The sequence below is a fragment of the Serratia sp. CY52157 genome, assembly GCF_052168495.1.
Taxonomy (GTDB): domain Bacteria; phylum Pseudomonadota; class Gammaproteobacteria; order Enterobacterales; family Enterobacteriaceae; genus Serratia; species Serratia ureilytica.
Genome location: NZ_JBJNMO010000001.1, coordinates 1514785 through 1537522, shown reverse-complemented (window position 1 = coordinate 1537522; position 22738 = coordinate 1514785). Strand labels below are relative to the sequence as shown.

Annotated in this window: 17 protein-coding genes; 16 read left to right on the top strand and 1 reads right to left on the bottom strand. The window is 58.6% G+C overall.

What is annotated here, in order from left to right:
- The first annotated feature begins 7 nt into the window (after window positions 1-7).
- The 13 genes from tssF to ACJ8IP_RS07240 all read left to right on the top strand — a co-directional run bounded on the left by tssF (window position 8) and on the right by ACJ8IP_RS07240 (window position 19446).
- Complete coding sequence (gene tssF, locus ACJ8IP_RS07300; protein ID WP_033643661.1) at window positions 8-1849, top strand: type VI secretion system baseplate subunit TssF; 1842 nt, start codon at window positions 8-10, stop codon at window positions 1847-1849.
- The gene (tssG, locus tag ACJ8IP_RS07295; protein ID WP_197666014.1) at window positions 1842-2870 is read left to right on the top strand and encodes a type VI secretion system baseplate subunit TssG; all 1029 of its coding nucleotides are present in this window, start codon (window positions 1842-1844) and stop codon (window positions 2868-2870) included. Before tssF ends, tssG begins: the two co-directional genes overlap by 8 nt.
- Before the next feature lie 16 nt (window positions 2871-2886).
- Entirely contained in the window at window positions 2887-5472 is a 2586-nt protein-coding gene (gene tssH, locus ACJ8IP_RS07290) for a type VI secretion system ATPase TssH (RefSeq protein WP_033643660.1), read from the top strand.
- Window positions 5473-5536: 64 nt separating this feature from the next.
- Window positions 5537-7798, top strand: a complete 2262-nt coding sequence (vgrG, locus tag ACJ8IP_RS07285; protein WP_004935351.1) for a type VI secretion system tip protein VgrG — start codon at window positions 5537-5539, stop codon at window positions 7796-7798.
- A gap of 12 nt (window positions 7799-7810) precedes the next feature.
- Window positions 7811-10036 (top strand): DUF2169 family type VI secretion system accessory protein, encoded by a 2226-nt coding sequence (locus ACJ8IP_RS07280; RefSeq protein ID WP_197801413.1) that lies wholly within the window; start codon window positions 7811-7813, stop codon window positions 10034-10036.
- On the top strand, window positions 10026-11180 hold the full coding sequence (locus ACJ8IP_RS07275; RefSeq protein WP_442524345.1) for a pentapeptide repeat-containing protein: 1155 nt from the start codon (window positions 10026-10028) through the stop codon (window positions 11178-11180). Before ACJ8IP_RS07280 ends, ACJ8IP_RS07275 begins: the two co-directional genes overlap by 11 nt.
- The gene (locus tag ACJ8IP_RS07270) at window positions 11173-11787 is read left to right on the top strand and encodes a DUF3540 domain-containing protein (RefSeq protein WP_033643657.1); all 615 of its coding nucleotides are present in this window, start codon (window positions 11173-11175) and stop codon (window positions 11785-11787) included. Before ACJ8IP_RS07275 ends, ACJ8IP_RS07270 begins: the two co-directional genes overlap by 8 nt.
- A gap of 6 nt (window positions 11788-11793) precedes the next feature.
- Window positions 11794-12159: a PAAR-like domain-containing protein gene (locus ACJ8IP_RS07265; RefSeq protein ID WP_033643656.1), complete on the top strand. Its 366-nt coding sequence runs from the start codon at window positions 11794-11796 to the stop codon at window positions 12157-12159.
- Window positions 12160-12168: 9 nt separating this feature from the next.
- Window positions 12169-12675, top strand: coding sequence for a type VI secretion lipoprotein TssJ (locus ACJ8IP_RS07260; RefSeq protein ID WP_033643655.1), 507 nt, complete (start codon window positions 12169-12171; stop codon window positions 12673-12675).
- 1 nt (window position 12676) lies between these two features.
- On the top strand, window positions 12677-14044 hold the full coding sequence (gene tssK / locus ACJ8IP_RS07255) for a type VI secretion system baseplate subunit TssK (protein ID WP_442524344.1): 1368 nt from the start codon (window positions 12677-12679) through the stop codon (window positions 14042-14044).
- The gene (icmH, locus tag ACJ8IP_RS07250; protein ID WP_033643654.1) at window positions 14041-15552 is read left to right on the top strand and encodes a type IVB secretion system protein IcmH/DotU; all 1512 of its coding nucleotides are present in this window, start codon (window positions 14041-14043) and stop codon (window positions 15550-15552) included. The genes tssK and icmH overlap by 4 nt, the downstream gene beginning before the upstream one ends.
- 35 nt (window positions 15553-15587) lie before the next feature.
- Entirely contained in the window at window positions 15588-19067 is a 3480-nt protein-coding gene (gene tssM, locus ACJ8IP_RS07245) for a type VI secretion system membrane subunit TssM (protein ID WP_147838481.1), read from the top strand.
- Window positions 19068-19092: 25 nt separating this feature from the next.
- The gene (locus ACJ8IP_RS07240) at window positions 19093-19446 is read left to right on the top strand and encodes a DUF6277 family protein (protein ID WP_033632662.1); all 354 of its coding nucleotides are present in this window, start codon (window positions 19093-19095) and stop codon (window positions 19444-19446) included.
- A 265-nt stretch (window positions 19447-19711) separates the two neighbouring features.
- Here the strand turns inward: ACJ8IP_RS07240 and ACJ8IP_RS07235 are convergent, their stop codons facing one another.
- Complete coding sequence (locus ACJ8IP_RS07235; protein WP_004935320.1) at window positions 19712-19939, bottom strand: hypothetical protein; 228 nt, start codon at window positions 19937-19939, stop codon at window positions 19712-19714.
- 245 nt (window positions 19940-20184) lie between these two features.
- On the opposite strand from ACJ8IP_RS07235, the gene ACJ8IP_RS07230 reads away from it, so the two are divergent.
- The 3 genes from ACJ8IP_RS07230 to ACJ8IP_RS07220 all read left to right on the top strand — a co-directional run bounded on the left by ACJ8IP_RS07230 (window position 20185) and on the right by ACJ8IP_RS07220 (window position 22735).
- The gene (locus tag ACJ8IP_RS07230; RefSeq protein ID WP_004935318.1) at window positions 20185-20475 is read left to right on the top strand and encodes a hypothetical protein; all 291 of its coding nucleotides are present in this window, start codon (window positions 20185-20187) and stop codon (window positions 20473-20475) included.
- A 706-nt stretch (window positions 20476-21181) separates the two neighbouring features.
- Window positions 21182-21757 (top strand): helix-turn-helix transcriptional regulator, encoded by a 576-nt coding sequence (locus ACJ8IP_RS07225; protein ID WP_004935315.1) that lies wholly within the window; start codon window positions 21182-21184, stop codon window positions 21755-21757.
- Between the two features lie 108 nt (window positions 21758-21865).
- Window positions 21866-22735, top strand: coding sequence for a hypothetical protein (locus ACJ8IP_RS07220; protein ID WP_442524343.1), 870 nt, complete (start codon window positions 21866-21868; stop codon window positions 22733-22735).
- Window positions 22736-22738 lie beyond the last annotated feature (3 nt).

Sequence of the window (22738 nt, the reverse complement as noted above, 5' to 3'; positions counted from 1 at the left end):
GGTGACTATGTTCAGTGAGCGCTTTCTCCAATTATATAATGATGAGCTGCGTTATTTTCGCGAGGCCGGTCGTCAGTTCGCCTCTTCTCATCCCCAGGTCGCCCAGCATTTAGGCATGCATATCGACGGCGTGCTGGATCCTTTCGTTGAGCGTCTGTTGGAGGGCTCCGCGTTCCTTTGCACCCGCATCCAGGAAAAGCTGAACAATGAGCAGCCGGAATTTGCCCTGCAAATGCTCTCACGCCTGGCGCCGCTGTGGTATACGCCGGTTCCCGCGATCGCTACCGTCGCGATTAAGCCCGATCTCTCTTTTCCCCAGTGGCACAGCCAGGTTGACCTGCCGCGCGGGAGCCGCATGACCCTCAACGATATCTCGCTGAACAACAAACCCGCCACGTTCACCACGGCGCGGCATATTAAAGTGCAGCCCGTTGAGATTTCACTGGCGGAATGTGAGATTTTGCCGCCGCACCATTTGCCTGACGGCGCCGCCAGACACATGCAGGATTGCTCGGCCTACGTCAGGATATGCCTGACGACGCACGGCGTGCTTCCCGTCTCGGAGCTGGATCTCGAGCCGCTGCACCTGACGCTGGCGGAAGATACGGTGCGGGCCAATCAACTGCTGGCCGCGTTGCTTAATCGCACCTTGCGCATCGTGCTATGGGCGAAAAGCGACGACCGGCCAATCGTCAAAGTCTTGCAGCCGGACAGCTTGCGCCTGGGCGGCGTCAGCGATGAAGAAGCCTTGTTGCCCACCGTGGTGGGGGAACTGCCCGGCAACCGGCTGATGCGCGAATACTTCGCCGCGCCAAGCCGCTTCTTCAGCCTGGAGCTGCATGGCGTGCAGGATTTTCTGCGCCAATGTGAACGCGTTCACGAGTTCGAGATCTTGTTCGCGCTGGAGCAACGCCCACTTACTCTGATCGGTCGCGTCAACGCCAGGGATTTTCATCTTTTCGCGACCCCGGTCATCAACCTGTATCGCCGCCATTGCTCGCCGGTGCTGCTGACGGATGAGCGCACGGAGCACCAGCTGGTGGTCGATCGTTTGAACACCTCGCTGTATGAGATACACAGCGTAAAACAAGTGAAAGGCATGCTGCCCGACGGCAACCCGGTGATTTTCTCTTCACTGCAGGCCGACGTGCAGTACGACTGCGAGCGGGAGCCGGCCGGTTATACGCTGCACCGTCGCCGGGAGCCGTCGCCCTCCAAGTACAATAATCCGCACCTGCCCAACGAAGATACCTTCATCGCCATCTCGCCGGGCAAAAGCGGCATCGACATCGACGACATCACGTCGCTCAGCGTCGAGGCGCTGGTATGCGAACGGCATCTGGTGCCGGCGCACCTTCAGCAGCCGCATTTCCAGCTGGAAACGGCGATGCCGATCCACCAGGTGGAGATCGTCCGCTACCCGAGCAACCCGGTCGCGGTGCCGAACATCAGCCAGGCGTGGCAGGCGATCCAGATGCTGGCCTCCAATCCTTTGCGCCATGCGCGCCCCGACGTTCAGGATTGTTCGGCGCTGTTGCGCGACTGGCTGTCGTTGTTCTGCCATCAGGATGACTCCAGCCAGCGCAAGCGCATCGCCAGCATCAAAAACGCCTGGGTGGAGCACCACTTCGAACGCAATCAGGGGCCGGGGCCGCTGGCCTGGATCCGCGGAGCCGAGATCGCCGTCAACTTAAGTGCCAACCATCATGCCGACCACGGCGCCTATCTGTTCGGCAAAATATTGCACCACGCGTTGAGCCAATACGGCGACCTGAACCAAACGTTAAGCATGAAGCTGTTGCTGGATGGGGAAACCCACGCCGACTGGGGGGCGCTCTACTATGGCTGATATGTCGTTGATGCGTGAAACGGCGCTCTCGTTGGAGCCGGCGCCGACGCCGGGGGCGCAAAGCGAAAGCGCGGGCCAGGCCGAAATCCGCGGGCTGTCCAATCGACAGGATTTTTTCGAGCTGCTGCGGCGTATCGAACGCGCGCAGCCGGATGCGCCGCGGCTCGGCGTCTCCAACGATCGCAGCCGCGAAAGGCTCTGCATTACCCAGCCGGCGGATATGGCGTTCGCTTCGCGTGAAATCGCCTCTATCGTGCAGCGCCCTAAGCAAGTGCTGATTCAGGCGCGGCATTTCGGCATGTTCGCCCCCTACGGCCCGCTGCCGATCCATGTGACCGAGCACGCGCGCACCGAAGTCATCGCCAGACGCAACCAGGCGTTCCAGCAGTTCGTCGGCATCGTCAGCCAGCGCTTCGCCGTATTGCACTACCGGGCCTGGGCGCAGCTGAAGGCGATGATCGGCCATGAGCATGACGATGATAAAAACCCGTTCTTGCGCCATTTGCGCCAGACGGTGGGCGTCGATACGGCGCTGACGGTGAACCCGCATATCCAGCGCCTGCGCGAGGCGTATCCCGGCACTTATCTGCCCGGTCGCCGCTCGCTGCGGCAACTCAACAAGATGTTGGCGGCCTATTTCGCCGTTCCCATCACGATTACGCCGCGCTACGCCAAGTGGATCGACGACGGCAAGCAAAGCGACAGCCAAAAGCTGGGCAAGTTGGGTAGCACGCGCATCGGCAGCCGCTTTTTCGATGCCCAGTACGGCGCGCATATTCAGATCGGCCCGCTGGGGGCCCCGCAGTATCAGCAGTATCAGCGCGGCAGCCGGCGGCTGCAGGCGTTGGTGAGCATCTGTCATGACTTTACGAGCCATCAGCTGATGCTGGATGTCAGCCTGCTGATTGCCACGGAGCCGGGCATGGCGGCGCAGCTGGGCGGCAAGTCGCTGAGTAAAGACAGCTGGCTGAAACCTAAGACAGGGACGTTTAGGCAGCTGGTTTATCAATCAACAACTTAATATAAGGAAATTTAAGGTGTATCAACGAGAACGTCTTTTTTCGCGATTGGGCCACTTTGCCTATCAGTCGTTCGTCGAAGCGACCAAGCTGTGCCGAACCTTCAGGCACGAATACGTGGAGCTGGAACACTGGCTGAAAGTCCTGGTGGACAAGGAGCGCGGCGACTTGCCGATGATCCTGGCGCACTACGCCATCAACAGTCAGCGCATCAGCGATGCGTTGGATCGCATTCTTCATACCTTGCCTAACCGGACGAATGCGGTGGTGGATCTGTCGACGCAACTGGAAACGGTGGTGGAAAGAGGGCTGCTGATGAGCCAGCTCGCCGAAACGCCGTCCGGCGGGGTGCGCACCATTCATATCCTGGTCGGCATTCTGCAGGATCCCACGTTGCAGCGCAGCCTGTACCGGCTGAGCGACGAGTTCAAAAAACTGCCGATCCCGCAGCTGTTCGACGATTATCCGGCGATTCTGGCGGAGTCCGTCGAGCATGAGGAAGAGGAAGAAGAGGTCTACAGCGCCCACGGCGATGCGCCGGAGGCGTCCGAGACGGTCGATATTCTCGATAAATGGTGCGCCGATCTGACCCGCCAGGCGCGCGACGGTGAAATCGACCCGGTGATTGGCCGCGAAGCGGAGCTGCGCCAGGTGATCGACATCTTGCTGCGTCGCCGGCAGAACAACCCGATTTTGGTGGGCGAAGCCGGGGTCGGCAAAACGGCGGTGGCAGAAGCGCTGGCCTGCAAGATAGCCCAGGGGCAGGTGCCGCCGCTGCTGCAGGGCGCCCGGCTGCTGTCTTTGGATCTGGGGCGCATGCAGGCCGGGGCGAGCATGAGGGGCGAATTCGAATCGCGCCTGAAAGCGCTGATCGACGCCATCGCGCATTCGGCGGTGCCGGTGATCCTGTTTTGCGACGAGGCGCATACGCTGGTGGGCGCCGGCGGGCAGGCCGGCACCGGCGACGCCGTCAACCTGTTGAAACCGATGCTGGCCAGGGGGGCGCTGCGCATGGTGGCGGCGACGACCTGGTCGGAATACAAACAGTTCATCGAGCCGGACGCCGCGCTGACGCGCCGTTTCCAGTACGTGTTGGTTTCTGAACCCGACGAAGAGAATGCGGTGAACATGATGCGCGCCATCGCCCCGCATTTTGCGCAGCACCACAGCGTCAAGATCCGCGAGTCGGCGCTGCAGGCGGCGGTGCATTTGTCGCTGCGCCATCTGCCGTCGCGACAACTGCCGGACAAAGCCATCAGCTTGCTGGACACCGCCTGCGCGCGGGTGGCGCTGAGCCAGCATGCGCTGCCTGAAAAAATCGAGTCGCTCGAGGCCGGGTTGGCGGTGAAGCGCACCGAAATGAACGGCCTGCAGGAGGAAAGCAAATTCGACGATCTGGCGCTCACCCGCATCACTGAATTGCAGCAGACCCTCAGCGATATGGAAGGTGAACTGGATGCGTTGCGTCAGCGGCAGGCGCAGGAGCAACAGGCGGTCACCACCTTGCTCGACGCGGAGCGGCAGTCGCCGGAGCGCTTGCCGCAGTTGGCCTCCGAGCTGGGAGCCTTGCAAGACGGTGGCCTGCCGTTGGTGTATCCGTGGGTGGATGACCGCGTCGTGGCGGAGGTGTTGTCGGATTGGACCGGCATCCCCACCGGCCGCATGCTGCAAAGCGATCTGGACAATGCGCTCAATCTCAACCAACTGCTGAGCCGCCAGATATTCGGCCAGCAGACGGCGATCGATGAAATCGCGCAGGCGGTGCGCATCTCCCGCGCCGGCATTCAGGCGCACGATCGGCCATTGGGCGTTTTCATGCTGTCCGGCCCGAGCGGCGTCGGCAAAACGGAGACCGCGTTTGCGCTGGCGGAGGCGATGTACGGCGGCGCGCATAACCTGATCGTCTTCAATATGAGCGAGTTTCAGGAATCGCATACCGTTTCCACCCTGAAAGGGGCGCCGCCGGGCTATGTCGGCTACGGCAAGGGCGGCAAGTTGACGGAGGCGGTGCGCCGCAAACCTTATTCCATCGTCTTGCTCGACGAATTCGACAAGGCGCATCCCGATATCCACGAGGCGTTTTATCAAGTCTTCGACAAGGGCGTGATGGAAGACGGTGAGGGCCGCATGATCAGCTTCCGCCAGTGTTTCATTTTAATGACGAGCAATATCGGCGCCGGCGAAATAGAAGCGACGCTGGCGGAAACGCCGGATCTGAAAACCGAAGCGCTGCGGCCGATGCTGCATGACGTGCTGGCGCGCTTCTTCCCGGCGGCGCTGTTGGCGCGCATGAACGTCATTCCCTACGTGCCGCTTTCTACCGAAGCGATAACCCATATCGCCACCAAACAGATTTCGCGTTTACAACAGCGTTTGCACAAAGAAGTGGGCGTGTCGCTGGTGCTGGAAGGCGACATTCCAGGCTGGATAGCCAAACGCATCAGCGCCCATCCTTCGCGCGGCAGAGCGGTCGAGTCGCTGCTGCAGCAGGCGATTTTGCCGCCCATCAGCAATGAAGTGCTGCAGCGCAAACGGACGGGACAGGAACTGCAGAATATCCAACTCATGGTCGAGAACGATAGTTTAAGTGTTTATTTCGACTGATTTTTAATTTGCCGCCGGCCCGCAAACGCGGGGCGGGGTTCGATATCGGATCAGAGAGGTTGTTATGCCTTTAATCGAAATTGATAACCCGGTGTTAGCCGAATTAAATGCGTTTCCACTCAGCTTCACCACCAAAGAAGGGTTGTCGAGCAACTCGCAATATACGCTCGAATTCGAATGTGAACAGGCGGACGTTGATTATGAATCTCTGCTGGGTCAAGGGATCAGCATTCAAATAGAAAGGCCGGATTTCGGCGCGCGGCCGTTTTACGCTTACGTGATCGGCGCCTCCGATTCGGGGCAGCATCAGGATAAGTTCGTTTATAAGCTGGAGCTGAGCACCTGGCTGTGGTTTTTGATGCAGAACCGCAACAGCCGCATTTTCCAGGATTTGAACGTGCTCGACATCATCGAGCAAATCTTCTCGCGCTACGGTTTTGCCGACTACCGTCTGGATATTCAAGGCACTTATCCGACGCGTGAATATTGCGTGCAGTTTTCCGAAACGGATTTCGCGTTTATCAGCCGCCTGCTTGAAGACGAAGGCATCTGGTATTACTTCGATCACGCCGAGGATAAACACACGCTGGTGATCACCGACCGGCAGAATTTCGACGATCTGGATTTCGGTTACGCCGTGTTGCCGTTCATGCCGGACAGCGAAGAAAACCGCGCCATCCGCGAAGGGATCCAGCGCATCCAGCGTTCACGCAAAGTGCGCCCGAATGAAATCGTGCTGCGCGACTTCGACTTCCAGAACCCGCGCAAGAACCTGCAAACCAAGGTGGAAGAGAGCCGCCTTGGCCTGCAGAACACCCCGTTGGAGTGGTACGACTACGCGGCGGGTTATGTGGATACCGAACGCGGTGAAAACCTGGCGCGGCTGCGCCTTGAAGAAATGCAAAGCGACGGCCATCTGCTGTTTGGCGAGAGCAACGCCGTCGGGCTGATGGCCGGCAAGGATTTCTCCTTGATTTTGCACCCGGACGCCAACCGCAACCGCCGCTTCAAGCTGACTCGCTGCGACTATGTGTTCGTGCAAGACGGCCCGGACAGCAGCAGCGACGGCCGCAACGTCACCTGCCGTTTCAATGCGTTGAACGACGACGTGCCGTTCCGCCCGCTGCGCGAAACGCCAAAGCCGCAGATGCCGGGCATCCAGAGCGCCACCGTGGTCGGCGCGCCCAACTCCGAAGTGCATACCGACAAATTTGCGCGCATCCGCGTGCATTTCCACTGGGATCGCTACAAAACCACCGAGGAAGACAGCTCTTGCTGGATCCGCGTGGTGCAGGCCTGGGCCGGGAAAGGCTGGGGCGTGATCGCCATGCCGCGCGTCGGTCAGGAAGTGCTGGTGACCTATGTCGACGGCGATCTCGATCGTCCGATGGTGACCGGGATTGTGTATAACGGCGACAACCCGCCGCCTTATCAGTTACCTGAATACATCAACTACTCGGGCATGGTGTCGCGTTCGCTGCGCTTCGGCAAGCCGCAGCATGCCAGCCAGTTGACCTTCGATGACAACCGCAACAACGAACGCGTCATGCTGCATGCCGAACGCGATCTGCAAACCACGGTGGAGCGCAACCAGGCCACCGAGGTGGGAATGGACAAGTTCGACATCATCCGCCGCACCTTTACCGACTGGTTCACCAACCACGTCTCTTACAAGGATTACGTCTTCAGCATTACCGGGTTTGACGCCTCGATTAAAGGCGTCAGCGCGTCGATGACCGGCGTCAGCCTCACCGCCACCGGCGTGAGCACCTCGTTTACCGGCGTCAGCACCTCGTTCACCGGCGTGAGCACGTCATTTACCGGCGTGAGCACTTCGTTCACCGGGCTGAGCACCTCGTTCACCGGGCAGAGCACCAGCTGCACCGGCGTATCAAACTCGATGACCGGCGAAAGCAACTCCTTCACCAGCATCAGCAACAGCATGACCGGCGAAAGCAACAGCTACACCACGGTCAGCACCAGCCAGACCGGCAGCAGCACCAGCTTTACCGGCGTCAGCGTCAGCACCACCGGCTCGTCGACCAGCACCACCGGCTGCAGCATCAGCACCACCGGATCGTCGACCAGCACCACCGGCTGCAGCATCAGCACCACCGGCAGCAGCGTGAGCACCACCGGCAGCAGCGTCGGCACCACCGGCAGCAGCGTCAGCAGCACCGGCAGCAGCGTCAGCAATACCGGCAGCAGCGTCAGCAATACCGGCAGCAGCACCAGCACGACAGGGGTGTCGATCAGCTATACCGGCGCGTCACTGTCCGAGACCGGCGTCGATTTGAAAAAAGTCGGGATGCAAAGCAAAAACTAACGAGGCGCGGCAATGAGAATCATACGGCCACAGCAATTGGTGGCGATTAAAGGAAGTTACCAGATCGGGACAGACAGCCGGCTCGGCATCAGCGTCGTGGCCGGATGCTACCTGTCCCGGCCTGAGCACTTCGTGAACGAAGCCGAAATCTGGGAGGCATGGAAGCGCGTGCCGCTCAGCCTGCCGATATTGGATGTTGCCGAGCCGAAGCCGTTCGCCGAATACCTGATCGTCGGCCATGCCGGCATCGGTCAGCCGGTGAAAACGCTGAATGTCAGCGCCGACATCGGCGGGCTGAAGCGCCGTTGGCGGGTCGAGGGCGAGGGACGGCGCGGCGCGATGGAGGTGGAACCCTTCCTCAGCGTGCCGCTGGATCACACCTCCGCCTGGGGCGGCAAAGACAACAAGGAGAACCCGTTTGGCCGCGGCTGCAATGACGGGCTGCGGCCGCTGCTGATGACGCTGTCCCCCGAGGGGACCGCGCAGGAGCGCTCTCCGCTGGCGGCGCCGGCGCCGGTGCCGCACGAGTTTGCGCTGCGCAAGGCGCACATCGATAAGGTGGCGGGCCAGATCGCCGGCAAAGCCTATCTCGAGACGGCATTCCCCGGGCTGCCGGCCAATATCGATCGGCGTTATTTCCAGATGGCGCCGCCGGCGCAGTGGTTGCCGGAAGCGGCGTGGCCGGATCGGGTGCCCTTCGAGCTGCAGGGCGTCGGCGCGCAAAGCGAGGCGATTCGCGGCGAGCTGCCGGCGGTGCGCGGACGGGCGTTCATCCGCCGTCACGATAGCGACAGCCTCGAGGAAATCGAGCTGCAGCGCAAAACGCTGTGGTTCCTGCCCGACAGCGACATCGCTTTGCTTATCTTCACCGGCAATGCGCCGTTGACGCATCTGCTGGACGAGTCCATCGAGTCCGTCATGCTGGCGTTGGATCGCTGCGATGCGCCGCGCTCGTTCGACTATTTCCAACAGGTATTCCGCAAGCGCAGCGACGATGACGCCTCGCCCTTTGAGTTTCTGTTCGATCCGGATCTGATGCCGGCGGAGATGGGATTGAACGTCATCCAGGCGGTGTCGGATCACCCCAGCGATTTGCGTTACGATCCGTCGCCCACCTCTCTGGGCGATTCCGCCGTGTTCTATCAACGCATCCGCGAGGCGATCGCCTTGCACCAGCAACAAGCGGCGGCGGAGCCCGCTTCCGTGACGTTGCCCGATCTGCCGGATCTTCCCGCTGAAGACGGCAATGACGCGTTTTTCCCCGATAGCGCGACCGTGGAAGGGAAGACTTTCACCGGTTTGCGCTGCGAGGCGCTGTCGGGCCGGCATTTTCTGCAGTGCCGCTTTGAGCGCTGCGATTTCTCGCAGGCTTCCCTCGACGGCTGCACCTTCGAAAACTGCGTTTTTGATGCGGTCAATTTGACGCAGGCGGCGCTGCGCCAGATCCGCATGATCTCGTGCACGCTGCAAAAGCCGTTGCTGGCGGAAAGCGTGTGGCAAGAGGCGGTCTTCGAACGGGTGACGCTGGCGGAGCCTCAGGGGCAAGGGCTGCGCGCCGACCACGTGAAGCTGGATAACTGCGTTTTCGAACGGGGCGATTTCACCGCGAGCCGCTTTGAACACGCGGCGATCGGCAACGGCATGTTTAATGGCGCGACGCTGATCCGCGCGCAGTTTCTGCAAGGCGAGCTGGACGCGTGCGTGTTTAACCGCTGCCTCGCCGAAGAGGCGGTTGCGCTGGAGATGACGCTCACCAAAAACTCGTTCCTTGGCGGCAACTGGCGCGGCGTGCGCTTCGAACGCTGCCGCGTCGAGAGCCTGACGGCGGGCATGCAGGCGAACTTTTCCCACGCCGTGTTCAGCGATAGCTGTTTCACCAAAGTGGGATTGAAAGCGGCGCGCATGGAGAGGTGCCAACTGCTGTACAGCGTTTTCACTGAATGCAACTTTGACGAGGCCGATCTGACGGCCTGCGCGATCGCCAGCTGCGATCTGGCCGGCGTGCGGTTTAAAGACAGCCTGTTGACGCACTCACGTTGGCAAAACAGCAGCGCTCAGCAAGGCCTGTTTTATAACGCCGATCTGCGCGATGCGGAATTTGACCAGTGCAATCTGGCGGCGGCGCATCTGGCGATGACCTGGCAGGACGCCGGCACGCGGTTCAGCGGTTGTCTGCTGGAGCGCGCGTGTTGGGTGCCGCGCAGAATCATTCATGGGGACTATGTGCATGAAAACTGAAAGCCGCGTGATTCAACAGGCGCTGCCTGACCGAGAGGCGATCGAACTGGAGGTCGCCCAGGCGGTGGCGCAGACGCCGCCCATGCCGCGGATCTTCAAGAAACGCCGGTTTCACGATCGCGAGCTGAAAGGGTTGACGCTGAGCGACTGCTTTTTCATCGACTGTCATTTCGAACGCGTCACGTTTGAAGGCTGTGATTTGCGGGCGGTGCGCTTTGAGGGCTGCACCCTGCAGCAGGTCAACGTGGTCGGCGGCAGCCTGATGCGCCTGTCGTTCAACGAATGCCGGTTTGAGAACCTGATGCTGCAACAGGGGCTGCTGTGCAATTTGGCGTGCAACGACACCACGCTGCAGGGGTGTTACGTCGGCGATTGTCTGCTGGATGACTGCGGTTTGATCCGGTGCGAGGTCAACGGCGCGGAAATTGAACGCAGCAGCCTGGGGCATCTGGCCGTGCAGTCCAGCACCCTGACCAACCTGATGTTTCACCAGGACGTGATACAGGACGCCAACTGGTACGCCTGCCAACTCACGCAGTGCCTGTGGCAGGCGTCGACCCTCGAGCGCCACATCATGGGGAGCTGCCGGCTGGAGACGTGCAGCTGGCAGACGATCGCGGGGCAGGCGCGCATCTGGTTCACCTGCCGCCTGTCGGGCTGCACTTTGGCTCAGCTACAGCTGCAGGGCGCCAGTTTTCACCGTAGCGAGCTGGAGGGGTGTTCGTTCGCCGACAGCGATCTGACCTCGGCGATCTTCGCTGAAGCGCAGGCGCTGCGCTGCGATTTCGAGCGCGCGACGCTGATCCTGGCGCAGGGGCAGAAGGCCCGGTTCAGCGAATGTGCGATGGGCGGCGCCAACTGGGGGCGCGCCATCTTGCCGCAAGCGGAATTCAGGGCGTGCGATCTGGCGTTAGCCAATCTTGAGCAGGCCGAGCTGCGGGAAGCGAACCTGATCGAACAGCCGTTGACCGCCGCTCAGCAACAGAGCGCTCGCCTGCATGGCGCGCAGCGTCATCGCGCCGAAAACGTGCCGCTTACCGCCGATCCGTTCTTGAGCGCGATCGACGCCTGGTATGCGCATCAACAACCGGGGCCGCGGCAACCGTCGTATCAACGGCCAACAGGAGTAAGCAGATATGTATAAATCCAGAAGAGAGCATCAGAAGGTCTATGCCAACGCCAGGGTGACGCCTTTGCAGTTGGTGCGCAGCGCTCCGCTTCCCGAACAAGGGGGGCGCAAGGTGGTGACGCTGGCGGCCGACGCCAACGGCGGTCTGTATGTCGACGGCATGCGCGCGCATTGTCTGGCGGTCGCCACCAGCTGCCTGGTTCAGCCGCTGGCGGGCGATCGCGTTTGCGTCATCGCCGACGGCGACAAGTTGGTCATCACCGAGATCCTGTCGCGGCAACAGGCGAACGCCGTTATGACGCTGGACAGCCGCTGCGCCAACTTGCGCATCGTGGCGCCGGAGATAGAGCTGCAGGGCGGCAAGCGGCTGACGCTGCGCAGCCCGCACTTCACGCTGCTGACGCGCAGCAGCCGTTGGGTTGCCGAAACGCTGCACCAAATCTCTCAACGCCTGTTTGTGCGCAGCAAGCACGCGAGCCGGCGGGTGGAGGAAACCGACGAGGTGCTGGCCAAGCACATCATTCAGGATGCGCGGCAATCCCTCGTCATCAACAGTGAAATTGGTTCCCTGAAGTCTTCGGCGGTGCTGAAGATCGACGGTGGCCAGATACATATGGGGTAAACCACCATGACTGCAGCCAATACCAACATGGGCGGGATCGGCTTTGCCGGCTGCGACCCGATGATACCGGCGCCGGGCCCGAACACCTCGCCCAACAACACCGGCATACCGAACGTGCCTAACATTTTCATTTCCGGCGGCAATGAACAAAACCTCGGCACCACTCGTGTGGCCACCGCCGATTCGGGCGGAGTGATCGGCGCTGCCTCGGGGACGCATTCGGCCCAGGCGCAGCCGGTGCAGGGATCGGGTAAGTATTTCTCCGGCGGCATGCCGGTCACGCGGCTAGGTGATTCCAGCACGACGAACAACAACAACATGGTCTGCACTCAGGTCGCGCCGAGCCAGACCAAATGTTTCGTTAATGCATAGGAGTTCAGCATGGTGAAAACGCTCCGGGGGATTGCGACAGGGGGACTGTTGGCGGTGGGGATGCTCGGCGGATGCAGCTGGTTTTCTCACGATGAGGCTGCGGATGCGGGGCGTCGGTTGCGGTTTATCGACGTCGAGGTGACCGCCAACGACAACGTGAACCCGAATGCCGCCGGGGAGGCGCAGCCGGTCAAGGTGTGCGTGATAGAAACCAATCGCTCGGGGTGGATGCCTGAGGGAATTGGCGACGGCGCCCCTTGCCGCGAGACGGCGCCGTCGGAAGGGGCGCTGAGCCGGCACCAGAGCATTTTGCAACCGAGGGAGACGTTGCGTTATCGCTTCGAGGTGCCGGCGGGGCAAGAGCGATGGGTCGTCGTCGGGGCGGAGTTTCAGCAAATCAGCGGCGTACTGCCGCTCGCCGAGCAAAAGTCCCCTGCGCAGGCTGATTCGCAAATGAAGGTGATGGTGGGGATGACGTCACTCAGCATAGTGACTAACGACAAAATGGATGAATGACATGTTACCTAAACAACGCGTCGCCTGGGTAGAAGGCATGTTGATGGAACCGCAGCATTTCCAGCAGCAGGAACGTTTTTTCGAGCACTTGATTGAAGCGCGCTTGCGCAGCGTCGAAACCTTCACCTGGGGGTTCCTGACGCTGGAGATCGACAACGGGCTATTGGAACAGGGCAAGTTTGCGCTGAAGAAAGCCAAGGGCGTTTTCCCCGACGGCACGGCGTTCAGCATGCCTGAGGATATTCCGCTGCCGCCGCCGCTGGTGCTGGGAGAAGGCTGCCAGGGGAAAGTGGTGTGCCTGTCCGTGCTGATGGACATCGCCGGCAACGCCCAGATCGATCTTATCCAGGATGCGCGAAAAAGCAGCCGTTTTCGCACCATGGACGCCGAGGTGCCGGATCGCAACCACGGCGTCAGCCTGGAGGGGACCCCGCGCGTGTGCACGATGCAACTGGGCAGCCTGGTGACGCGGCTAAGCCTGGAGGACGCGGTCAGCAGCGCGGAAAGCGTGCTGCCGGTCGGTTTCGTGCGCGAGCTGACCAGCGATCGTCGGGTGCTGCTGGATGAGCGCGCCTTGCCGCCGATGCTGGATTTCCGCGCCATCGGCTGGCTGCCCGCTTTCACCACCGAATTGCTTGGGCTGATCAGCCAGCGTCTGGAGTCGGTTTTCCGCCCGGACGTGCATATGACGATCGGCGGGCTTTCCGAGCTGCTGGAGCTGCTGGAACTGCTGCTGCTGCAAACCTTGAGCGAGTTCAATTTGCGCATCAGCCAACTGCTGGCCAGCCCGCAGGTGCATCCTGAAACCCTGTTCGACACGTTGCTGAGCCTGCTGGGGCGGCTCAGCATCATTCCCGGCGGCGAACGCCTCTGGGATCGGGCCGATTTGGTGTATCTGCACGATGAACCGCACAACTGCTACTTCCAGCTGTTCGCCTCGATTCGCCGCGCGCTGTCGCTGGTGATCGAAGCGCCGGCGGTGGCGTTGCCGTTTATCGATCGCGGCGACAGCATTTATCTGTGCCCGAACGACTCGCAGCTGCGCCTGGAAAAACTGGTGTTCGCCGTCAGCTGCGGTTTGTCCATCGAGCATCTGCGCTCGTATTTCCCCGCGCAGGTCAAACTGGGGCCGGTCGAGAAAATCATTCAGCTGATCGATCTGCAATTACCGGGCGCTCGCTTGCTGCCGATGGCCTCGCCGCCGCGGCACATACCGTATTACCCGAACAGCATCTATTTCGAGGTTGATCATGCCGACCCGATTTATAAGGAAATGATGGCCGGCTCGGCGATGGCGCTCAGCATCGTGGGTGATTTCCCCGACCTGCGTTTTGACGTCTGGGGATTAAGGCAAGGGAGGGTGGGATGAACGAATTCGAGAGAAAAATACGCGAGGCGATGGCGGTAACGCGCAACAACGCGACGCCGCGCCTTCCCGCGTCCGGCTCGGTGGGCAAAACGACGGCGGAGATCGCCGCGCTGTCCTTCGGCGCGCGGGCGCTGGCCGCCAAGCTGCGGCCGGGAAGCGCCGGGGTGGCGACGCCCCCCGAACCCAAGCCTTATGAAGCGGAAAGCGTTGCGCCGGAAAGCAGCGAGCCCGCGCCGGGCGAGCGCCCGGCCGAGGCGGCGCCGACCTCGAGCGGGCTGTTCGGCCGCGCCGCGCTGAGCAAGCCCGGCGTGATGATGGGCCATTGGGACAACCCGCTGATCGCCGCCGCTATCCCGGTCCTGCTGCAGGTGGAGCGGGTGCGCGATCAGAAACAGCTGAATCCGGGCGCGGTGCGCGCGCAGATCGTGCGTGAGATCCAACAGTTTCAGCAGACGCTGCTGGCGGATCACATCGCGCCGAGCGATGTGGACAAGCTGGCCTATCTGCTGTGCTCCTACGTGGATGAGTGCTGCATGAGCACGCTCGAATCCGGCGAACTGAATCTCAGCCTGCTGGTGGAGTTTTATCGCGACGCCTGGGGCGGGGAAAAATGCTTCGAGCACCTGCAGGCCTATCTGGCCGCCTCGCCGCGCAACAAGGAGATCCTGGCGTTTTACGATCTGATCCTGTCGCTGGGCTTCGAAGGGCAATACCACGTAATGGAACGCGGCGCGGTGCTGTTGGCCGACGTGCGCAACCGTCTTGACGGCTATCTGTACAGCCAGAACCCGACGCAGACGCTGGCCGATGCCGAGCCGAGCAACGTGGTGCGCAAGGCGACCCGCATCACGCCGCTGAAGCTGCTGTGCTACGGCCTGGCCATCGCGCTGCTGGCGTATGCCTCGGCCGCCTGGTATCTGCACGATCAGTCCCGCGCGCTGCGCAACGCCATTTTGGCCTGGACGCCGCCGCAGCCGCGCAAAATCAACATCATGGAGACGCTGCCGCAGCCGCTGCCGCAAATCCTCAGCGAAGGGTGGCTGGAGGTGCGCGCCGATCCGCGCGGCTGGCTGTTGATCTTCACCTCCGACGGCGCATTCGCCACCGGGCAGTCGAAGCTGTCGGAAGAGTTTAAAAAGAAACGCAACATTGAGCGTTTGGGGGAAGCGCTGGCGCCGTGGCCGGGCGATCTGGAGGTCATCGGGCATACCGACAACAAACCGTATCGCAACACCTCCAACAACTCCAACCTGAAACTGTCCGAGGCTCGCGCGCAGACGGTCGCCGACAAGCTGCGCGAATCCTTGGCCAACAGTAAATACAACCGCACCGTGACATCGGTCGGCAAGGGCGATCAGGAGCCGCTGGACGACAACGCGACGGAAGAAGGGCGCCGCCGCAACCGCCGCGTGGACATCCTTTGGAAAATCGGCGAGAGGGAGATGGCTTCACCGTCTGCAACGTTAAATCAGGCAGGGGTAGCCGCCGAGGTCCCCGAGGATAACTAAGACATCCGCCGGCGTAGAGATAATAAGGAAATTATATGATACGTAGATCATTCATATTGGTGATTGCCTTGCTGCTGTGTGCGGTGGTGTGGTGGATTGGGCCGTTGATCGCCATCGGCACCTATCGGCCGCTGCTGTCGGTCTGGGTCAGGGGCATCATCATCACGCTGATCCTGTGCTGGGCGCTGTGGCCGTTCGTGGCGACGTTCTTATCCTGGGTGTTCCGCCACGCGCGAGCGCCGGCCCCGGCCAAACGCAAGACCGCCCAGCGAGATCGCGTGACCTCGCGCTTTTACGACGCCTTGCGCACCTTGCAGTACGTCGGCACGGCGAAGCAGCGCACCCCTTGGCAGCGCTTCAAATACCGCCTGACGCGCCGTTACGTCAGCGAAAAGCCGTGGTTTCTGGTCATCGGGCCGCCGGGCAGCGGCAAAACCTCGCTGATCGGCGAAAGCGGCGAACGCTTCTTGCTGGCCGAGCACTATGGCCTGCAGCAGACGGTGGACGTCGGGCCGACCCAGGATTGCAACTGGTGGCTGGCGGAGAATTCGGTGTATGTCGACACCTCCGGCGAATGGCTGCAGTTGAACGGCCTGGGGGAAGAGGGCGCCAGGGCGCGCGACACCCTGTTCAAACTGATCCGCCGCCATCGCCGCCATCCGGGCATCGACGGCATCATGCTGTGTCTGGATGCGCGTTGGTTGCTGCACGCCTCGCTGACGGAGAGAAAGTCGGTCGCCGACGCGCTGCGCGTGCGCCTGCTGGAGATGGCCTCGTGGTTCCGCAGCGAGCTGCCGGTCTATCTCACCATCAGCCACCTCGATCAACTGGTCGGCGGCGAGACCTTCCTGTCCATGCTGGGCGACGATCTGTTGCAAAAAGGCATGGGCTTCAGCCTGAACCGCGCCGAACAGGGAGAAACCCCCTTCGAGCAGTATGAAACCCTCTACCGGGAGATGGTGGCGCGCGTCAGCCATCACGTGCTCGAACTGTTGCACGATGCGCCGGACGGCCAAAACCGCCAACAGCTGCTGTTCTTCACTGAATCGCTGGGGTCGCTGGGCAACCCGCTGTATTCCCTGTTAGAGCAGATCTTCCCGCAAACGCCGGTGGGCTACGCCTGCCATCTGCAGCAGGTGTGGCTGGGCAGCACCATCGCCTTGCCGCCGCAGGGGGCGATCTACAACGCGGAAGCGGCGGATATCTATGAAGCTCGCCCGACCGGGCGCATTTATCACCCGGAGCTGGATTATGCCCGGCAAGAACGCGGGGTGATGCAGCAGTCTTCGCACGCCAGGCCGCTCGGCAGCCGCATGAGCTCCCTGGGCCGCTATGTGCTGGTGCTCATTCTGTTGGCGGTCTCGTTTAACCTGCTGGCGATGCGTTACCTGTGGGAGAGCGATTACATCTCCTACATTGCGGCGCGCTTCGATGAGACAAAGCGCATCGTGCGCGAAATTCCGGTGACTAACCGCGTCAGCGACGATGTCATTTCCGCCTATGAGCAGCTGGGGTACATGAACGCGCAATTGGGCGGCGAAGTGTCGCCGGTGCCGAATCCCTATTTCGAGCACAAGCTGATCAACAGCGCGGCGCAAAAAACCTACCAACGCCATTTGCTGCAGATCTTCTGGCCGGCGGTGGAAAACTATATCGCGGACGAACTCAAGAATGACGTCTCGGCGTCCAACAAGGACGTCTACGGCACCCTGAAAGTGTACCTGATGATGGGCGAACCCTCGCACCGCTCCGCCGAAGCCTTGGTCGACTGGTTCATGGCGCGCTGGGAAACCTTTATGCCGCAGGGTTACACCGACATGAACAAAGGCATCTTCGCTTACCATCTGCGGGAGATGTTCTCTTTGCCGGACGCGCCGGTCATGAAGATGAACGGCGATCTGCTGCGCCTGGCGCGGGTGAAAGCGATGAACATTCCGATGCAAGTGCGGGTGGTGCGCCGCATCGAAGAGAAACCGTTGCCGGCGGCGATCAACGATATTTCGTTAGCCGACGCCGCCGGGCCGAACGTCTCCTTGATGCTGCGCCGCAAGAGCCAGGCGACGGTCACCGATACCGCCGTGCCGGGGTTCTATACCCGCGCCAGCTATCGCGACGTTTTCCTGGCGCAGCTCGATGACGCCGCCAAGGACATGATCGAAGAAGAGTCCTGGGTGCTGCGCGACAGCGCGGAAGGGAAAAACGCGGTGAACTCGCTGGCTTCGGCGCAGAAGCTGGCCGACGAGGCGAGGAAGCTATACCTCATCGAGTATGCCGACAAATGGGATGCTTTCATGCGCGACGTGCGCGCCCGGCCGGTCAACGGGCTTGAGGATGCGGCGATCCTGGCGCGTCAACTGTCCGACCCTTCTTCCCCGCTGGCCAATCTGGTGCGCTTCGCCGCGCGCGAAACCAGCATGACCGGCACCAACCAGGGCGATGCGGCAAGCTGGTTCGATCGCCAGCGCAACCGCATCGAGCAGCAGCGGCGCGACATCCTCGGCGAGATTTCCGGCGAGCGCGCGCGTTTTCGTCTCACGCCGGAACGCGCGGTGGAAGATCGCTTCGAGCTGCTGCGCCGCCTGGGCTATCAGCTGTTGCAGACCACCAACGCCAGCAACGATCCGCTGAGCCGCAGTTTCGAAGCGCTGTACAGCCAGTTGACCACCTTGTCCACCTCGCTGCGCGGCGGCCAGGTGGTGCCCGCCGGAGGCACGCTGAAGCGTCTGCAGTTGGATGCGGCGCGCCAGCCGGAACCGGTGCGCAGCGTGATGATGGATCTGTTGCAGGTCGGGGACAGCCAGACTATTCAGCAGAGCCAAAAGAACCTGAGCAAAGGCGCTTCGTCGCTGGCCTCCGGCTTGTGCAAGAGCAGTATCAGCGGGCGTTATCCGTTCTCGCGCAACGCCAGAGCGGAGGTCGGCATCGAGGACTTCTCGCGCATGTTTGGCCAAAGCGGCGCGATGCAGCAGTTCTTCGATGAGAACCTGGCCCCTTATGTGGACGTCAACGCGCAGAAATGGAATGCCAAACCGGGTTCAGAGGGGATCGTCAATGCCAGCACGCTGGGCGCGTTTGAAAATGCACGCCTGATCCGCGACACCTTCTTCACCGCCGGCGACAAGCTGTCCTTCTCCATGTTCATCAGGCCGTTGTCCCTGACGCCGACCATTACGGAAGCGACCCTGGATATCGATGGGCAGGTGATTAACTACAGCCATGGCTTCAGCCAGCCTACCCGTATCGATTGGCCGGGCCCGAAAGGCGGCAGCTATGTTCGACTCACCTTCCGCACCGGCACCGGCCAGATCCAGGTCGCCAGTTTCGACGGGCCCTGGGCCTTGTTCCGGATGTTCGACGCCAGCAATCCCGTGCCGCTCGCCAGCGACAGGCGAGAGCTGACGATGTCGATGTCGTCGGTGGTGGGCGTGCTCAAACTGGAATTGCGCTCGACGATGAAAGATTTCCCACTTTGGTCACGGGCTTTGCGAGGATTCTCGTGCCCGAAAGCGATGTAAACACAACCGTAAAGAGGTGATAAACATGTTAGATCCAGCCAAAATTTTAGAAACCATGAAGGCCGGCGGCAATTTGGGCACCAATTCCCAATCGTCGCTGAGTCAACCGTTTATGCAAGGCGTCAGCAATATTCAAATGTCGGGGCCGGATGCGGCCAAGTCGGTCATGAGTAATGTGACAAAATCTTGCGATGATATGTTCGGCAATATGAAGGGAATTTTTAATGGTCTGCAATCGAATGTGAACGCACACCAAAAAATGCAAACGAGTGAGCAGCCGAAAGATTTTAATGTTTCCATGGACGATCTTCGTCCGGCGATTGCGAAAGGGTTCCCGCACGAAATGGCGGACTTCTTTTCCAAAGTGCCGAAACTGTAATCAAAAACTCGATGGATAAAATACCGGGAGGCGGAAATGCCTCCTGGTATTCACAAGGAGTGTTGCGATGATCTATGACTGGATGCTCAAAAACGCCAATAAACGCATGGGTTTTTTTATCATGGTGATACCCAGCCTGTTTTTTTGGATATTGGTTTTTCTGACCTTATCTATTTTTTGATTCTTTGGTGTAAAAAAAAGCACCCGCGAAGGTGCTTAAAATGAAGCGAATTAAAAAATAGGAAGGGATGATTATGAGTTGTTATTACAGTTTAGAGATGATCTGCAATCCGCTGGAAATCAGCGCATCGACGGCCAGACCAATACCTTTACCGATGGTGCCGACAACGGTTTTGGCATCCGGGTTAACACCGGCAATCGCGGAAATGGTATCAATACCTGTACCTACCGCACTGCCAATCAGTGTGCCTACGTCACCAAAAAAACCAGCACCGTTAACTTGTTCAATTTCTACTGCGGATAGTTCTTTCATGATTGAAACTCCTTTTTCAGTTAGCCCTTTACTTCAGGCAATTTCATTATTGCAAATCAGGTCGTTTTTTCAATAAAACTCGTGCTGTTTTTTTATACTATTGTGTTTTTTGTTAGATTGATTTTGCATCGTTAGATTATATATTGCCGAAGCCTGGGTTTTTATATCTTACTCGCCTTGAACGGCGGCGGTTTTATGAGGTTATTATTTTAAATCGGAATGATATATACCAGAAGGGAGACCTTATGAAGGTATTGACGACGCCGGAAAGACCTTTCCGGTATGATGAGCTTGCGGATAAAATCATCCGGGAGGCCAGGAGCCGCTTGGGCTGCGCCGTTCTGCGGTTTTTAGACTGCATGATCCTGGGTTATGGCCCGCCGGTGATAGTCTTTGATATCTATAATAATCACGGTAAGTTGCAAACGTTCAAAGTCATTCTTCCTCTTGGGAGCGACAAGCAGCTAAAAAAAGATCACCTCGGGTTGGTTTCCTGCCTGGAGGCTAAAAAATTGATGAGGATAAAAAAAATATAAATCATCCCGCTCGTCAACGATGCCGCGTTATCTTTCTGCGCTGCGCATCACTCCTGAAAAATCTTTACTCCTACCAGGCATTTCTTGCGCGGGCGGCCGATGGGTTCGCCTTCTTCTTTTTTGTTGCCGTCTACATGAAAGGGCGGGAATCACTTACTGCCATAAAGTGTAGCTTTTTTTTATGCAATTTTTTTACAATAAAATGAATATGGTTATACTCTGTTTAATAGGGTCTGCGATGACCCCACCGCCTCGCGCGAAAAAAGCATTATCCTGCCTTTATCATAAGTAAATTCCTAATGCATAAACGGATTCTCTTAACAATCAATGTCGCGCAATGTTATGTTCTATATTATGTGTTTTTTCGATATTTATCTGGATATATTGCGCTCTTGGAGTAAAATTAACGTATCAGAGAAAAATCTTAGCACCGTGATGCTGATGGCAATGATGCCTTATAAATATATCTTACGATAACAATTTCCCTTGCGAAGCGCGGCAGCTTACCGCGTCTTGCTTTTGTATGCTCTCCAGGGCAGATGATTTATATAACCCTATATATAAAATGCACTTTTGCGAGGCAAGGTCTTTTTTGCTTCGCCTATAACGCTTTTTTATTAAAAAGCACGTTAAAACAAAAAATAATCACAGCAATGATATTGCAGTAAGGAGAGTGAGCAAGCGTAGTCAAAAGGGAGGTTTGTTAATGGAGCGCGTCAATATCGCTATTGTGGATAAAAATCAATTCTTCAAGCTGGGGTTGAGTCTTGCCTTGCAAGAAGGTTTTCTCACGAATGGCATTAAGGCCAAGATCACGGGAGAAGAACGTGCCAACATCATATTCAGGGCGCCGGACAAGCGGGTGTCCATAAATTTTTGTCATACCCAGCTTTTGCAGGGCAACTTTTCTTCTATTCCGCTCTATTTTTCAATATTGGAGCATAAAAAGACATTCCCTAAAATTCATTGCAATTTGGAAGCCGGAAGTATTACGCGCAAAGACAGCGTGGCGGCGATCGTGGACAAGGTCATGTTCTGCTATCGCAAGAAAAATAGTTTGGTTTCAAGCTATTGCCCGCGTTGTCGTACCCAGTTGACCTTTAGCGAGGGGAAAGTGTGCCGTTTAATCCATCTGGGCTATTCACAAAACCAAACGGCGATGTTGCTCGGCATCAGCCCGAAGACGGTGAGTATTCATAAACGTTCGGCCATGAGAAAACTGAACATTGATAATAATATTGAATTCTTGCGCTGGTTAAAAATGCACAGCGACTCTTGTTAATCAGGGAAAGGAAGCGAACGGTCCGGCGCCGTATTATCAGCGGCGCTGAGCGGTCATCTTTTATTGATTTCCGCCCGGCATGGAATCGGTTTTATAGGGAGATAAAACATGGCTGTCTTTGTGAGAGAAGCGGTTTCTCATAATCATTTCAAATTATTGCAAGAGCTTTATGGCAGAGATTTGGGCGGGGAGCGTTTCCTGCACTGGAAGCATTTGCTCGATCCGCATTGTGGGGCGCCGATGGAAAAAACGGGCATATTTTACAAGGATCAAGAACGTTATCTCGGGATGTTTGTATCCAGTTTTTATCCTTTTAAAATCAATGGGTTGTCTTTTGATGTCAATATGCTTGGCGATCTTGGGATCCACCGTCAGGTCAAATCTTCCACCGTCTTGAAAGATTTTTTCCTGCAGGCCAGGCGTTCGGATGTGGCGGCGGATATCTGCTTTTCCGATGACAGGAAGATCAGGGTTTATGAAAAGATTTTTAGAAAGTATTTAACGACCAATACGCAAATCTATCCCTTCGTCGAATTAACCTTAAAGCCTGATAAGTTTATGGCCTTTCGTTTTACCGAGGGCGACCAAGCGCGGCAGGCCAGCTTTATCAATAATCTGGGGCGAGAAAAAGATCATCGCGCATTTGAATATATTGAAAAACATCCTCTGTATCATAAAATTCATTATATCAATAAAGGCAATCTCTACGCTGTGATTGGCTGTTCCAGTGAGTGTGCCGAACTTTTGGATATTTCCAATCCTTCCAGGGAGTGTTTTTCCTGGGCCATCGGCGTTTGTCGGCACCTGCATAGCCGTTGCAAAGTGATGATCCCTATTGGTTTTTACAAGTCGATTTGCGCTCAGGCGGCGGAGGTCATTGCAGAAAAGCGCATCAACATGCTGATCGGTTATTACTCAGAAAAGATAAGCGAGCTGATGCCGAAAGAGGTTTGGGTATGCCGCATGGATCGCCGTTAAGCA